The following is a 13,882-nucleotide window of genomic DNA, read 5'->3' on the forward strand; positions in this document are numbered from 1 at the left end:
TCACCGTATTGCGGGTGACCACCAGCCAGGATCGATCGCCTTGCTCGTGATACCAAAGCTCGCGATGTTCGCCTGCGGGGTTGTCGCGGTTGTACAGATAGTCGTGAAATACCTCGATCCCGGCGGTCATCCCGTCGGGGCGGTGCATCAGTTTGGCGTCGCCCAGATAGACGAATTCCTGCGCATCACGGGGGCCAAGGATGGGGTGATGGATGATCATCGCGGGCTCCTAATGCAGGTTGGGCTGGGCGCCTTGGCCCTTTTCATCAATCATCAACCCTTTCAGAAAGCGGTCGAAACGGTAGGCAGTGGCCGTCTTGTGCGGGGTATCGGTGGCCAACAGATGCGCAAAGCACCAGCCACTTGCCGGCGTCGCCTTGAACCCGCCATAGCACCAGCCACCGTTGAAATAGAGCCCGTCGACATGGGTCTTGTCGATGATCGGGCTGCCGTCCATCGACATGTCCATGATGCCACCCCAGGTCCGTAGCAGTCGCGCGCGTCCGATCATCGGCATCAGCGCCATGCCGCCCTCGGCCACGTCCTCGATCACCGGCAGGTTGCCGCGTTGGGCGTAGGAATTGTAGCCGTCGATGTCGCCGCCAAAGACCAGCCCACCCTTGTCGGACTGGCTGACATAGAAGTGCCCCGCACCAAAGGTCATCACCCCGTCGATCAAGGGTTTCAGCCCTTCGGACACAAACGCCTGCAGCACATGGCTTTCCATCGGCAACCGCATCCCCGCATGCGCCATGACCCGCGATGACGACCCCGCAACCGCCACGCCAACCTTCTTGGCCCCGATGAACCCGCGCGAGGTTTCCACCCCCAGAATGCGACCCGCTTCAATCCGCATCCCCGTCACTTCGCAGTTCTGGATCAGATCGACGCCCCGGCTGTCGGCCCCGCGCGCATAGCCCCAGGCCACTGCGTCATGGCGCACCGTGCCGCCCCGGCGCTGCGCCAGCGCGCCCTTGATCGGAAAACGGGCGTTGTCGAAGTTCAGGAACGGATAGATCGCACGCACCTGATCGCGGCTCAGCAGTTCTGCATCCGCGCCGTTCAGGATCATCCCGTTGCCGCGGCGGGTGAAAGCGTCACGCTGCGCATCCGTGTGGATCAGGTTCATGATGCCGCGCTGGCTGACCATGGCGTTGTAGTTGAAGTCCTGCTCCAACCCTTCCCACAGCTTCAACGAGAATTCATAAAACGGCTCGTTGCCCTCCAGCAGATAGTTCGACCGGATGATCGTGGTGTTGCGCCCGACGTTGCCGCCGCCCAGATAGCCCTTTTCCAAGACGGCAATCCGCGCCTGCTTGAATTCCTTGGCCAGATAGTAGGCCGTGGCCAATCCATGCCCGCCACCGCCAACGATGATATAGTCATAGGCCGCTTGCGGCTGCGGGTCGCGCCAGATCGGCTTCCACCCCTTGTGGCCGGTGAGGGCCTCGGCAATCACCCGTAATCCGGAATAGCGCATCGTCAGGTATCCCCTTGTCTTACCCCTTGTTTGCCCGGAGGAGTGCCGATAACCCCGTCCGTTTTCGCCATCAACTGATGTCTTTTCGCCATCTGCCCAGCGTTTATTGCAGGCCAGCATTGGCAGTTCGCCTTTGCCCTTTTTTCAAGCGGAACCCTGCGTGCGGGCAACCTCCCCCCGCAGCGTAGCAGGCCTGCTACCTTACGGCTCCCCTGTAAGCCAGTGCCGCGCCAAGGTTGTCCCTGCACAAAGACCCGATGCGCAGGACAGCCCAGTGTGGGTCAATCCGTGGCTGAACCTGGAAGGGGCGTCCATGACCAGCGCCAACTTCGACAACCCTGACCTGACGCTGAAAGTGCTGTTTGACCGTTGGCCTGCTACGGCTTCGGTGTTTCTTTCGCACCGGATGCTGTGTTTTGGGTGCCCGGTCGCGCCGTTTCACACAGTTATCGACGCCTGTCGGGAGTATCATTTGGACGAGGCGAAGTTTCGCTGGGAACTGGCGACAGCGCTGCTGTAGGGCACGCCACACCGCCCAACGCGTCCCGCTCTTGATCAGTCGACTGCGGACGCAACCGGTACCCCCGGATTTCAGCCAGCAATGCCGCTCAGCAACACCAGCCGGTGGGGCGCGGTCACCGTGATCTTCTTGCGCTCGCTTGCCACGATCCCGTCCTTTTCCCAGGCGCTCAGCAATCGGCTGACGGTGTGCAGGGTGGATCCCGTCATGTCAGATATGTTCTGGCGGGTGATCGGAAAATCAATCTCGATCCCATGGTCCACCTTGCGGCCCATCTGGGTGATCAGCCGCAACAGCGCGGCGGCAATGCGCTGTTCGACCTGCTTGGTCGCCATCTCGACGATGACGCTGTGCATCTCGCTCAGGCGCTCGCCGACGGCGGCATAGGCATGGGTTGCGAATCCCTCATACCGGTCAAAGAATTCGGCCCACAACCGGTTTGGCCACGTCAGGACGACGCAATCATCCGCCGCCATGGCGGTGGCCGGATATTTCGTGTGGCCCAGCGCCGCGCCGATGCCGAACAGATGGCCCGGTGCGATGTGCAGCAGGATGATTTGGTCGCCCTGCTCCGTGGTGCGCTGAACCCGGACATGGCCATCCAACAGCAGGAAGAAGCGGTCCACCGTTTCGCCTTCGGCAAACACTGTCTGCCCGGCGTCATACCTTGCGGTCTGGGCAGCATCCAGGATTTCGCGGATCTGGAAACGGGTAAGGCTGCGGAATGGCGGAAGATCGGTCAGCAGGCTTTCATCAAGTTTCTTCACGTTGCAGCCTTTTATGTTGTGGCAGCGCAACGAGCCGCGCCAGTCCTTCGCCTAAACCAGCGCCAGACCCAATCAATCCCGAAAGGATACCGCATGTTTTCGAAACTGACCATCGCTACGCTGGCGGCAATACTGCTGGCCACCACCAGCTTTGCCGAAACCTTCGAGGTCAAGATGCTGAACAAGGGCACTGATGGCGCCATGGTGTTCGAGCCTGCCTTCATCAAGGCCGCCGTTGGCGACACGATCAACTTCCTCTCTCCCGACAAGGGGCACAATGCGGAATCGATCGAAGGCATGCTGCCCGATGGTGTTGAGCCGTTCAAAAGCAAGATGAGCGAGGATTACGCCCTGACCCTGACCGCCGAAGGCGTCTACGGCGTCAAGTGCACGCCACACTATGCGATGGGCATGGTGGCGCTGATCCAGGTCGGGGCTCCGGTCAATCTGGATGCGGCGGTGGCCGTCGTGCAGAAAGGCAAGGCCAAGACCCGGTTTGAGCCGCTGTTCGCACAAGTCACCCAGTAAGCAACTGTTCGGGATGACAAAAGGGGCGGCCAGATCATCTGGCCGCCCCTTTTGTTTGGCCCGCATGGTCAGGATACGTTTCGCACCAGACGAAAGCCCAGGTAATCGGGCGGAACACCGGCAGCACACCCGCCGGATCGGGCATCGCGGACGAAATCGATGACAAAGCCGCGATGCTTGCCCTGCACCGCCCGCACCCCGCAGTAGTCGGACCGGGTTTCGATCACAGATCCATCCGCCGACACGGTGCCGTTCTGAAAGCAGCTGTCGGTCCATTCCCAGACATTTCCGGCGATATCCGCCACGCCAGCATCATTCACCCCGAAATGCCCCAGCGGATGCGCCTGCAGATCCGCCTCTCCCCGGCGTTCCACCTCGCGCCGGTAGCTGGCGATCCAGCGACGTGACGGGTCGGCCCCGTTCGCATCGGCTGAAAAGCCGTCGTCAACGGCGCGGTCTCCCGCCAGCCGCTGCCATTCGGCATCCGTAGGCAAGCGCCAGTCGCCCCCCGTGCGGGCAGATAGCCAGCGGGCATATGCAGTGGCATCAAGATAGCTGACATTGGTCTGCGGCAGGTCACCGCGTTGGTCGGACGGGGCCGCCAGACAGGCCCCATCCGCCACGCAAAGCGCGTAGTCCGCCTCGCTGACATGGTGCACCATAACCTCGATCGCCGCCGCCGCGATCGTTCCGACCGGGGCATCGACAACCCGCGTGCCTTGCCGGAACTCGCCTGCCGGACGGTAGCTTTGCGTCGCGGCCTCCAGCCGCACCGTTTCGGGCATCGGCAGCGGGTCAGCCCCCTGCGACCACACCAGCACCGCGGCAGTGATCAACACTGCACCCGCACCCAAGGCGACATATGTTGAACGCGCTGGCATCTTTGCCCCCTGAATGACCGTGGCAGCCCCATAGCGGCTGCCACCGAACTGTGACCCGACGCTTACGGCAGGGCAGTACGTCCTTCGTGGACAGCGTCGTATTCGACCGGGGCCACGACCTGCTCCATCAGATCGTTGGACCAGTTGCCGCCCACGACCACATGCGCCGTGGCCCCCTTGTTCACCGCCTCGATCAGGTTGTGGTTCACATAGGCGTAAACTCCCGGCTGCAAGAACGTATACAGCGCCGCGCCGGCCGAACCGCCCCTGATGAACCAGGTCTCCAGATCGCGGTCAGGCACGTTGTTGAACTTGCCCGCTTCCCATACCAGATCGCCATGCCCACCGATCAGGTGTGGCCGGCTGTCGCGATTGGCTTGGCTATGCACGAACAGAACCGTCTCGCCCTGTTCTGCGGTCAGGGCATTGTCGCCGGTCAGCGCGCCGACCTTGCCGTTGAACACCACATGCGACGGGATCAGACCGTTCATCACCTCCAGCGTGTCGGAGTAGCTTTCCCCTGCGTCGGCAAACCGCATGTAGGTGCCATCCTCGCCCTTCGGAATGTAGAAATCATTCTCGCCGATGTAATAGACCCGGTCATAGCTGACCGGCTGGCCCAGATGATCCTTCAATCCGTCGCGCGGCAGCACCATGATGCAGCCCGACATACCTGACACCACATGCCACGGGATCATCGGCCCCCCCGGCGCGCAGTGATAAACGAACACCCCCGGCCGCGTTGCCTTGAACCGCAGCACCGTCTTTTCACCGGGGTTGACCAGCGTCAGCGCACCGCCACCCAGCGCGCCGGTGGCGGCGTGAAAGTCGATGTTATGCTGCAGCATGTTTTCGGGCGGGTTGAACAGCGTCAGTTCGACGTAATCACCCTCATGCACCACCATCATCGGGCCGGGCACCGAACCGTTGTAGGTAAACGCCTGCAGCCAGGCATCCTCATCAACCTGGATCTCTTTCTCGACGATCTTCATCTCGAATTCGATGATCTGCGGGCCGGCAGTGGCGACCTGTTCATGCTCGTGCACGAACGGAGGCGCCACCAGCTTGACCTTGCGCCGAGTCAGCGCCGAAAGATCAACCGGAAGCGCCCCCGCATCGGCTGCAACCTCCTGGGCCTGGACGCCCTTGATCACGTAGGGGGCTGCGGCAACAAAGGCCGCGCCCATCAGGGCAGCGCGTCTGGTGAACATCGTTCTCTCCTTGTCTGATCTGACTGTTTCCCAATTCTGGCCTGATGCGCGTCCGGGTTCTTTGTTCCCGCACAACATCCGCAGGAAATTGGCACAAAGCCCGTCCACACGAACCAGATCACCCCCCGATACCCGCGCCGGGCAGCCAAAGCCGGATTGCGGCTGTTCAACGGCGTGGTTCTGCTACAAATTGCGATCAGCAGAAAAGCGGTGGTGTAACGGCAAATGACGGAATGGAGCGGTGTCCTCCCCCAGGAAATGCCTGCCGCACAGATTGATCATGTGGCAAATGCCGTGATCAGGCCACCTGGCCCCGAAGATATGAAAGGTCTGCGCCAGGTCTGCGGTGTGTTCAGGCCGGACGGCAGCCCGATTGCAGCGGCCGGCACCCTGTCATCGGATGGCGAGCTTTGCCTGCCTGCCGAGGTGCCAAACTCCGTTCGGCGCCGTGAGGGCGCATGGGTGTTCGGCGGGCTTTTGTTCAACCATTTCGGTCACGCCCTGATCTATTCGACCGCCCGGCTTTGGGCGGTTCGCAAACTGCTTGATGACGGCGTCCCATTGCAAGGCGTCCTGTTTCACCGACGCTACACCGCCGATCCTGCGCATGACCCGGAAATCCCACGCAACGCGGCCGCGATTTTCGGCGTGTTCGCCCCGGACGTGCCCGTCGTCGCCACTGCCGAGAACGAAGAGGTCGAGGACCTCTATATCCCCTCCCAAGGCATCTCCACCACGCCGGAACTGTTTGCCGGATTGCCAGAACAGCGGCGGTTCTTCCGCGACAGCGCCGCAAAGATTCCGCCGAATTCAGAACCACGCGACATCTATGTGTCGCGCACAAAGACAGGGTGGAAAGGCAACCACCTGTTCGAACGCGAGATCGAGCGTGCGCTTGCCGAGGCGGGCTATCATGTCTTCCACCCGCAATTCCACACGCTCGCGGACCAGATCGCAACCTACCGGTCGGCGCGGCGGCTGATCGCTGTGGATGGCTCGGCGCTGCACGTCGTTGCAATGGCGGTGCCTGCAGACGCAAAGGTCGCGGTGATCACACGGCGGGAATTCTTTGCCTGGGCGATTGCCGACCAGATCCGGGCCTTTGCCGGCTGCACTGTGCAGGTGATCGAAGCGCATGTCGATGTCTACGCCTTTTCCCGCGGGCTTGGCAGGCACTCGTCTTGGTCAAAGACCCAGGTGACGACGGATTTTTCACGGTTGGGTTCGGCGCTGGTAGACGCAGGGTTTCTGTCCACGCTGCCGGATTGGCGCTATCCCTCTGAGGGCGATCTGGCGGCACGGCTGGCCGAAGCGGCAGCAAAGATCGGCGACACGCTGCTGCCGGTCCCCGACCATCTGCGCGGGCGCGAGCCGTACTGCAAAGCCCATCTGCGCGCAGATCGCGGATCGGTTCCTGACTGATTGCTTAAATCATTATCCCTTTGCGATTGAGGCTGTTGCGACTATCAGAGGTGAACGAAAGCTATGCGGAGACGGACTTGAAGATCTTTGGCCACTGTCGCTTTTCATGGTTTGGAATTTCCGACACTGGTCGCGAGATCAAGGATATTGACGATGCCCGGGCCAAGCTTTGGCATCCGCTTCGCATGGCGATCCGGTTTCATCTGTTCGAAAACCTGATGCTGCCAAGCCTTGCCGCCCAGACCGATCAGGACTTTACCCTGCTGATCACCGTTTCCGAAGATATGCCGCAGATATTTCAGGATCGTCTGGATGCAGCCGTCGCGGGCCATGCCTTTATCCGCCTGAACCGCACCCTTTCGCGGGATTATGCCAAGCTGATCCGCCCGTTCATGGCTGAAACCACCGCAGACGGAACCGAACGGTCAGCGCATTTCCGGCTCGATGACGATGATGCGCTGCCTGCAAGCTATATCGCGCGGCTTCGCAAAGACGCCGACCGCGTGGATACCGGGGGAATGGTCTGTTACCCTCGGGGCATCATGGGGTTCCTGTACGATGACCGCGCAAACCACGGATTTCGCGTAATTTCCTTTCATGCCCAGGGTCTTGCCAGAATTGCAGGGCCGGGAATGCTACGCTCGCCGCTGCATATGCAGCATCGCAGCATGGGTGACATCGTGCCAAGTTATCTGGACCCGACCTTCATCGGCTTTCACTTTACCCAGCATGGCGTGAACAACACCCGAGGCTACGCCACCACCGTGCATGACCGGCCAGAAACCGACCGGCTGGTCGAGATGATGCGCCGCGGCAATCCCGAACTGACCACCGGAATCGACGCCCCTCCCAGCGTTGATGAGGCTTTGGCGGCGGGTTTTCCGTTCACTGACGGGCCGTCGATCCGCGCGATGCTGCGGGAAACACTGGACCCGCAGCGCCTGTGCGAGCTGTATGGCTTTCCCGGCGATGCGATCTGATCGGGTGCCATTCGTCTGCACCGCAGCAAGGGTGCGGACCGGCTTGGCATCGCATCTTGGACACCGCCCGATGCGTGCCCGGGCATGACAGAGGCGAAGGACACATCGACCAGCGGGCCGCCACCTTGCGACACGTCTGGCTACCAGCCGGTAACGCTGGATGGTGCACGGGCAGGCGTCATCCGGTCTGACGGTCGGGTGATCCAGATTGGCTGGCCAGAGCTGGGTGGCCCAATGTTCCACCCCACTGCCGCCGTTCAAATCCGCGACAATCGCCTTGAGGTAAGCCATGACATGGGCGCTGCCGGCATAGCGCTTGAACATGTCGATCTGTGTTTCAACTGGACCTTGGCCGACACCTGTACCGCCGTGCAGCCCTACATCATGTACGGCCAATCGCTCGCTTTGAACCTCGGGCACGATCAGCCCCTGACCAAGGACCCCGTCGCTCCCGGTCGGGCGATGATGTATGCAAACCCCGGCGCGGGCGCGCAGATGTCGGTGTCAGAGCGGCCCGGATGGGACACAGCCGATTTCGGCCCCTGCCACTTTCCCGCCACCGATCTGGACCGACTGGAGGACCTGAAGGAAGATCGCGGCGAAAGCCCGGTGTCGACGGCGGTTTGCGCGTTTCTGCCGGCCCTGCCCGCCACAACAGCGGTGGTAGCCACCAATCACGCCCGCGGCGGCATGCATATCCTGAAACTCCTGCCAAAGCATCTGGCCGAGGGGCGCGGTCACGGCATTCAATACGCCGGTCTGTTGCGCGCAGCGGTTCGCACCCGCCAGTTTTGCGCTGCCCACGACCGCAGGATGCTGCAGCCGATCGTGTCCTTCATCCAAGGCGAAGCGGCCCCGCCACGCGACGCTGATGGCTATCACGACAGGCTGCTGGCGCTTCAGGCTGCGCTGACATCTGATCTTGGCAAAGTCACCGGGCTTGGCGATCAGGTGCCGGTCTTTACCGACCAGACAAGGGTGATGTGGCCTCCAACCCAGACGCTCGACAACGTTGAGCAGCCTCTGGCCATGGCGCAGCTTGCCGCAGCTCTGCGTCATCCGGGGCGGCTGTACTGCGTTGGCCCGAAGTATTTTCTGCCTCGCCGGTCCACCCGAAAAGGCCGTGGCGACGCCGTTCACCTTTTGCCCGAGGCGTCCGCCCTTCTGGGCGATTATCACGGCAGGGCAATCTGGCAGACCTTGCAGGGCAGACCGTGGCTGCCGCTGCATGTTGCGACCTATGCCAGAACAGGCGCGGTGATCCGCCTCGGCGTTCAGGGCGGCGACGGCAGCCCGCTGCTGATCGACACCGACATGGTTCGCCAGACCGAGGCCAGCCTGCTTGGGTTCCGATGGCTTCAACTGGGCGGCACTGCGCCAACCGTGGCGGACCTGCGCGTCAACGGGCGCGAGATTACCCTGACGCTTGACCATGATCCCGGACAACGGGGCCAAGACTTCACCACTGCGGCGCTGACCATCGGCCTGTTCGCCGAGGCAAAGATCATCGACGAAGGGCCCTTGACCGGGGGCCGCACCAACATTCGTGACAGCTGCCCGGATGTGGGCCGTTACGGCCTGCCGATGCAGAACTGGCTTTGCCATGATTGCTTCTGGGACACCGAAACCGGCGGCACGCGTCTGGCCGGCACTGCTTGGGCACAAAAGCAAAGCTTGGCTTGATATCGGCCGCAATAGCGTATCCCTTGCGTCCAAGGCCTCAGGAACGCGGATGACCCAGCACTTTGCCCAACGGATGCAAGCTGTTCAGCCCTCGGCAATCGGCGAGTTGCTGGCTCTCGGGGCCGATCCCTCGATCCTGTCATTCGGTGGCGGTTACCCAGATGCGTCGTTGTTCCCGGTTGCGCAACTGGAAACGGTGTTTCGTGAGGCGATCCGCCAACCGGGCGGCTCGGCGCTGCAATACGCACCTTCCGACGGTCTGCCGCGCCTGCGTGAACAGATAGCCGACCTGATGCGCGCCGACGGCACCCCCTGCCGTGCGCAGGACGTGTTGATCCTGCAAGGCTCGCAGCAAGGGCTTGATTTCGCGGCGCGCATGCTGGTCGATCCGGGCGATGTGATTGTGACCGAAGACCCGACATTTCTTGGCGCGCTGATTGCCTTCAACCCCAGCCAACCCCGCTATGCCGCCGTGCCGATCGACAATGACGGCATGCAAATGGACGGGCTGGAGGCCGCCTTGCAAGCCAATCCCCGCGCGCGGATGATCTACACCGTGCCGGATTTTCAGAACCCGACAGGCGTGACCCTCGCCCTTCCCCGGCGCAAACGTCTGATGGAATTGGCAAATGCACACGATGTCATCGTGCTGGAGGATACGCCCTACCGCCATATCCGGTTCACCGGGGAAAGCCTGCCTACCCTGAAATCCATGGATACCGATGGCCGGGTCATCCATCTGGGCAGCTTTTCAAAGGTTCTGGTGCCCGCCCTGCGCATCGGCTGGGCGGTGGCGGCCCCTGCCCTGCTTGACCGGATGGGGCTGTTGAAAGTCGCCGCAGACACCCAGACCTCCACCCTGAACATGGCGGCCACCAGTCTGTTTCTGGACCGCTACGATCTCGGCGCGCATATCGCCCTGCTGCGCCAAGCCTACCGGGCCAAGAAAGACGTGATGCTTGACGCGATCCGCCAGCATTTCCCCCAAGAGGTGACCGTGACAGACCCGGCCGGTGGCCTGTTCACCTGGGCGACGTTTCCCGAAGGCTTCGATGCCACCGCCTTCATGCGCGATGTGGCCTTGCCAATAGCGCGGGTTGCCTACGTGCCCGGCGCAAGTTTCTTTCCCGTGACCCAACGCGCCAACCACGCCCGCATCAACTATTCCGCGGCTACTGAAGACCAGATCCGCCAGGGAATTGCGGCCCTCGGCGCGGCGCTCAAATCCCACCCCTTCCCCTGAGGCCCGATGCCCGTCACCCTGCACCACGCCCCCGCCAGTACCCTGACCGCAGCCGAGATTGATCGTTGGCGACCGATCCCCGTGTCCGTTGCCGTCGATCTTGGCCGCGACGCTGGCCAGATCGATCCCGCGATCCGGCCCCTGATGCCGCCCGGTCGCCAGCCGCGTCTGTTCGGCCAGGCCGTGACCGTGCGCTGCGAGCCGCCGGATTTCGGGGCCGTCCTGCAGGCGCTGGATCTGATCGGGCCGGGTCAGGTGCTGGTGATTGACGCCGCCGGCCACCGCGACACGGCAATGATCGGCGACATCCTGTCAGGCCATCTACGCCGCAAGGGCGCCTCGGGGCTGGTGGTGGACGGCGCCGTGCGTGACGTAGGCACCTTGGGAACGTGGACGGACTTTTCCGTCTTTGCGCGCTGGATCACGCCGCGTGGCCCAAGTAGCGCAGATCGTGGCGCGCTGAACCTGCCGGTGGTGATCGGCGGCTATCTGGTTTGCCCCGGCGATCTGATCATCGGCGATGATGACGGGCTCGTCGCCCTGCCCCCCGCAATTGTGCGCAGCCGGATCGCCGACGCCGAGGCAAAGCTGGCCCGCGAAACAGCCTGGATCGCCGGTCTTGACACAGGCAAATCGGCGACCGAGGTGTTCGCTTTGCCCCCGATGATCCAAGCCTGATCCAGCCACAACGTAGTTTGGGGTTCGGAACACCGGGGCGTCGCTTTGGTATTGGAATATTTGTTCCATGTGCTAGCATCAAGGCCACCGTTTTGACCCCGGGGAAAAGATGCCAGACGACAGCGTTACACTGCGCAAAACGGCACCCGCCACGGTGGATGAGTTCCGCGCCCGGCTGGCCAGCGAACTTGACAGCATGCCGAAACGGCTGCGCCAATGCGCCGATTTCATCGCCCGGAACACGGACCGGATCGCCGTCTCGACGGTTGCCGATCTGGCGGCAGGGGCGGATGTGCCACCTTCCGCCGTGATGCGGTTTTGCCAGATTCTCGGCTTTTCCGGCTTTTCCGACATGCAGCGCCTGTTCCGCGAGGCTTATGCACCCGGCTGGCCTGATTATGCAACGCGGCTACGCAACCTCAAGGCCGGGGCATCGGGCGGGCCCGCAGCACTCGTCGCGCAGTTCGTCGAGGCGGGGCGTCTGTCGCTTGAGGGCTTGGCCAGCACCTTGGACGAAGCGGCCCTTGACCGTGCCGTCGCCATCCTCGCTGGCGCGCAAACCATTCACATCATAGGGTTTCGTAGATCATTTCCTGTGTCGATCTACCTGGCCTACATGTTTGAAAAAATGGCGGTGCCAGCCATGCTGCACGACGGGGTTGGCCATCTTGACCACCGCTTTGCGATGCGGCCGGGCGATGCGGTGCTGGCCATCGCCTTCGCACCCTACTCGGTTGAGACGTTGAATCTGACGGCAGACGCATGCGCGCGCAGCTTGCCTGTGGTGGCCTTGACCGACAATCTGGCCAGCCCGCTGGCGCAGATTGCCGATGTCACGCTGACGGTGGCCGAAGTGGATTTCGGCGCGTTTCGATCCTTGTCGGCCACCATCGCCCTGGCGATTTCCCTGGCCGTCGCGGTCGGATCGGCCCGCGAGTGAGAAAACGCTTTTGCTAAGACCTGATATGGAATAAAAATTCTAAAATGTGCTGCCATGGGCCGAATCTGTGGCCGGGGCCACTGGGAGAGTTGCGATGAAACCGCTGGATGTGATCACGATTGGCCGGTCCTCGGTCGATCTTTACGGGGCGCAGGTCGGCGGGCGGCTGGAAGACATGGGGTCGTTCCAGAAGTATATCGGCGGCAGCCCGACGAACATGGCCGCCGGGATGGCGCGGCTGGGCATGCGCTCGGCCCTGATCACCCGGGTCGGCGACGAACACATGGGCCGCTTCATCCGCGAGGAACTGATCCGCGAGGGCGTCGATGTCCGTGGCGTGGCCACCGACCCGGATCGGCTGACCGCCCTCGTCCTCCTCGGCATCCGCGACGAGACGCAGTTCCCGCTGATCTTTTACCGCGAAAACTGCGCCGACATGGCCCTCAGCGAAGACGACATCGACGAAGCCCTGATCGCCGAGGCCCGCGCCGTCGTCGCCACTGGCACCCACCTCAGCCACACCCGCACCGAGGCAGCCGTGATGAAGGCCCTGACCCTCGCCCGCAAGCACGGTGCCCGTACCGCGCTCGACATCGACTACCGCCCGAACCTCTGGGGCCTTGCCGGGCATGGTGACGGCGAAAGCCGCTTCATTGAGTCCGCCGCCGTCACCGCCAAGCTGCAAGCCACCCTGCACCTCTTCGACCTGATCGTCGGCACCGAAGAAGAGTTTCACATCGCTGGCGGCAGCACCGATACCCTCGCCGCCCTGCGCGCCGTCCGCGCCGTCTCCAACGCCACGCTTGTCTGCAAACGCGGCCCGATGGGCGCCTCCGCCTTCACCGGCGCGATCCCCGACAGCCTGGACAAAGGCCAGATCGGCCCCGGCTTCCCGATCGACGTGTTCAACGTCCTCGGCGCGGGCGACGGCTTCATGTCCGGCCTGATGCGCGGCTGGATGGATGACGAACCCTGGCCCACCGCACTGCAATACGCCAACGCCTGCGGGGCCTTCGCCGTCTCGCGCCACGGCTGCACCCCGGCCTATCCGTCGTGGGACGAGCTGCAGTTCTTCCTCAAGCGCGGCGTCGTCACCCCGGCCCTGCGCCACGATCAGGCGCTGGAGCAGATCCACTGGTCCACCAACCGCCGCAAGGACTGGGCCGAGGTGCGCGCCTTCGCCTTCGATCACCGCAGCCAGTTGGAAGACATCCCCGGCGCCACACCGCAGAAGATCGCCCGCTTCAAGGAGCTGTGCCTCGACGCCACCCTCGCCGTTGCGGACGGCAAGCCCGGCTTTGGCCTCCTGTGCGACAACCGCCTCGGCAGATCGGCGCTGCACCGCGCCGCAGGGCGGGGCCTCTGGATCGCCCGCCCGGTGGAATGGCCGGGCTCCCGCCCCCTGACCCTGGAACCCGAGCTTGGCCCCGATTTCGGCGGCCTCTCGGAATGGCCCCTGGAACATGTCGTCAAGGTCCTCTGCTTCTGCCACCCCGACGACGCGCCCGCGATGCAGGCTGAGCAGGAGGCGACGCTCACCCGCCTGTTC

14 protein-coding genes are annotated in these 13,882 nt (G+C 63.1%); 9 read left to right on the forward strand and 5 right to left on the reverse strand.

Features of this window, described 5'->3' with window-relative positions; all coding sequences use genetic code 11:
* On the reverse strand, positions 1–220 hold a 220-nt coding region (locus tag RMO18_RS19570), incomplete at its 3' end, for a sarcosine oxidase subunit delta (RefSeq protein ID WP_309668196.1).
* A gap of 9 nt (positions 221–229) precedes the next feature.
* Positions 230–1,480 carry a sarcosine oxidase subunit beta family protein gene (locus RMO18_RS19575; RefSeq protein WP_309668197.1) on the reverse strand — a complete coding sequence of 417 codons (1,251 nt, stop codon included), beginning with the start codon at positions 1,478–1,480 and terminating at the stop codon, positions 230–232.
* 313 nt (positions 1,481–1,793) lie between these two features.
* Here RMO18_RS19575 and RMO18_RS19580 point away from each other — a divergent pair, with 313 nt between their 5' ends.
* Positions 1,794–2,000: a DUF1858 domain-containing protein gene (locus tag RMO18_RS19580; RefSeq protein ID WP_309668198.1), complete on the forward strand. Its 207-nt coding sequence runs from the start codon at positions 1,794–1,796 to the stop codon at positions 1,998–2,000.
* Positions 2,001–2,071: 71 nt separating this feature from the next.
* Here RMO18_RS19580 and RMO18_RS19585 read toward each other — a convergent pair whose 3' ends face one another.
* Complete coding sequence (locus RMO18_RS19585) at positions 2,072–2,767, reverse strand: Crp/Fnr family transcriptional regulator (RefSeq protein ID WP_309668199.1); 696 nt, start codon at positions 2,765–2,767, stop codon at positions 2,072–2,074.
* A 93-nt stretch (positions 2,768–2,860) separates the two neighbouring features.
* On the opposite strand from RMO18_RS19585, the gene RMO18_RS19590 reads away from it, so the two are divergent.
* Entirely contained in the window at positions 2,861–3,295 is a 435-nt protein-coding gene (locus RMO18_RS19590; protein ID WP_309668200.1) for a pseudoazurin, read from the forward strand.
* Between the two features lie 68 nt (positions 3,296–3,363).
* Here RMO18_RS19590 and RMO18_RS19595 read toward each other — a convergent pair whose 3' ends face one another.
* Together RMO18_RS19595 and nirK are read right to left on the reverse strand one after the other, a co-directional pair.
* Positions 3,364–4,176: an SUMF1/EgtB/PvdO family nonheme iron enzyme gene (locus RMO18_RS19595; RefSeq protein WP_309668201.1), complete on the reverse strand. Its 813-nt coding sequence runs from the start codon at positions 4,174–4,176 to the stop codon at positions 3,364–3,366.
* A 62-nt stretch (positions 4,177–4,238) separates the two neighbouring features.
* Positions 4,239–5,387: a copper-containing nitrite reductase gene (gene nirK / locus RMO18_RS19600; protein WP_309668202.1), complete on the reverse strand. Its 1,149-nt coding sequence runs from the start codon at positions 5,385–5,387 to the stop codon at positions 4,239–4,241.
* A gap of 225 nt (positions 5,388–5,612) precedes the next feature.
* On the opposite strand from nirK, the gene RMO18_RS19605 reads away from it, so the two are divergent.
* From RMO18_RS19605 to iolC, 7 genes are all read left to right on the forward strand, one after another.
* Positions 5,613–6,809, forward strand: coding sequence for a glycosyltransferase family 61 protein (locus RMO18_RS19605; protein ID WP_309668203.1), 1,197 nt, complete (start codon positions 5,613–5,615; stop codon positions 6,807–6,809).
* Between the two features lie 35 nt (positions 6,810–6,844).
* A complete protein-coding gene (locus RMO18_RS19610) occupies positions 6,845–7,789 on the forward strand; it encodes a glycosyltransferase (protein ID WP_309668204.1) in 945 nt (314 codons plus the stop codon).
* Positions 7,790–7,873: 84 nt separating this feature from the next.
* Positions 7,874–9,472 (forward strand): hypothetical protein, encoded by a 1,599-nt coding sequence (locus RMO18_RS19615; protein ID WP_309668205.1) that lies wholly within the window; start codon positions 7,874–7,876, stop codon positions 9,470–9,472.
* Positions 9,473–9,521: 49 nt separating this feature from the next.
* Entirely contained in the window at positions 9,522–10,715 is a 1,194-nt protein-coding gene (locus RMO18_RS19620) for a PLP-dependent aminotransferase family protein (protein WP_309668206.1), read from the forward strand.
* 6 nt (positions 10,716–10,721) lie between these two features.
* Positions 10,722–11,393 (forward strand): hypothetical protein, encoded by a 672-nt coding sequence (locus tag RMO18_RS19625; protein WP_309668207.1) that lies wholly within the window; start codon positions 10,722–10,724, stop codon positions 11,391–11,393.
* A 109-nt stretch (positions 11,394–11,502) separates the two neighbouring features.
* A complete protein-coding gene (locus RMO18_RS19630) occupies positions 11,503–12,333 on the forward strand; it encodes a MurR/RpiR family transcriptional regulator (protein WP_309668208.1) in 831 nt (276 codons plus the stop codon).
* Positions 12,334–12,427: 94 nt separating this feature from the next.
* Positions 12,428–13,882: 5-dehydro-2-deoxygluconokinase (gene iolC / locus RMO18_RS19635; RefSeq protein ID WP_309668209.1), on the forward strand; the 1,455-nt coding region annotated here is incomplete at its 3' end.

The organism is Tabrizicola sp. (assembly GCF_031377265.1).
Lineage (GTDB): Bacteria > Pseudomonadota > Alphaproteobacteria > Rhodobacterales > Rhodobacteraceae > JAUYQR01.

Excerpts from the sequence above, each read along its gene's own strand:
- RMO18_RS19575 (WP_309668197.1), bottom strand. The coding sequence starts at position 1,480 with ATGCGCTATTCCGGATTACGGGTGATTGCCGAGGCCCTCACCGGCCAC.
- RMO18_RS19580 (WP_309668198.1), top strand. The coding sequence starts at position 1,794 with ATGACCAGCGCCAACTTCGACAACCCTGACCTGACGCTGAAAGTGCTG.
- RMO18_RS19590 (WP_309668200.1), top strand. The coding sequence starts at position 2,861 with ATGTTTTCGAAACTGACCATCGCTACGCTGGCGGCAATACTGCTGGCC.
- RMO18_RS19595 (WP_309668201.1), bottom strand. The coding sequence starts at position 4,176 with ATGCCAGCGCGTTCAACATATGTCGCCTTGGGTGCGGGTGCAGTGTTG.
- nirK (WP_309668202.1), bottom strand. The coding sequence starts at position 5,387 with ATGTTCACCAGACGCGCTGCCCTGATGGGCGCGGCCTTTGTTGCCGCA.
- RMO18_RS19605 (WP_309668203.1), top strand. The coding sequence starts at position 5,613 with ATGACGGAATGGAGCGGTGTCCTCCCCCAGGAAATGCCTGCCGCACAG.
- RMO18_RS19615 (WP_309668205.1), top strand. The coding sequence starts at position 7,874 with ATGACAGAGGCGAAGGACACATCGACCAGCGGGCCGCCACCTTGCGAC.
- RMO18_RS19620 (WP_309668206.1), top strand. The coding sequence starts at position 9,522 with ATGACCCAGCACTTTGCCCAACGGATGCAAGCTGTTCAGCCCTCGGCA.
- RMO18_RS19625 (WP_309668207.1), top strand. The coding sequence starts at position 10,722 with ATGCCCGTCACCCTGCACCACGCCCCCGCCAGTACCCTGACCGCAGCC.
- RMO18_RS19630 (WP_309668208.1), top strand. The coding sequence starts at position 11,503 with ATGCCAGACGACAGCGTTACACTGCGCAAAACGGCACCCGCCACGGTG.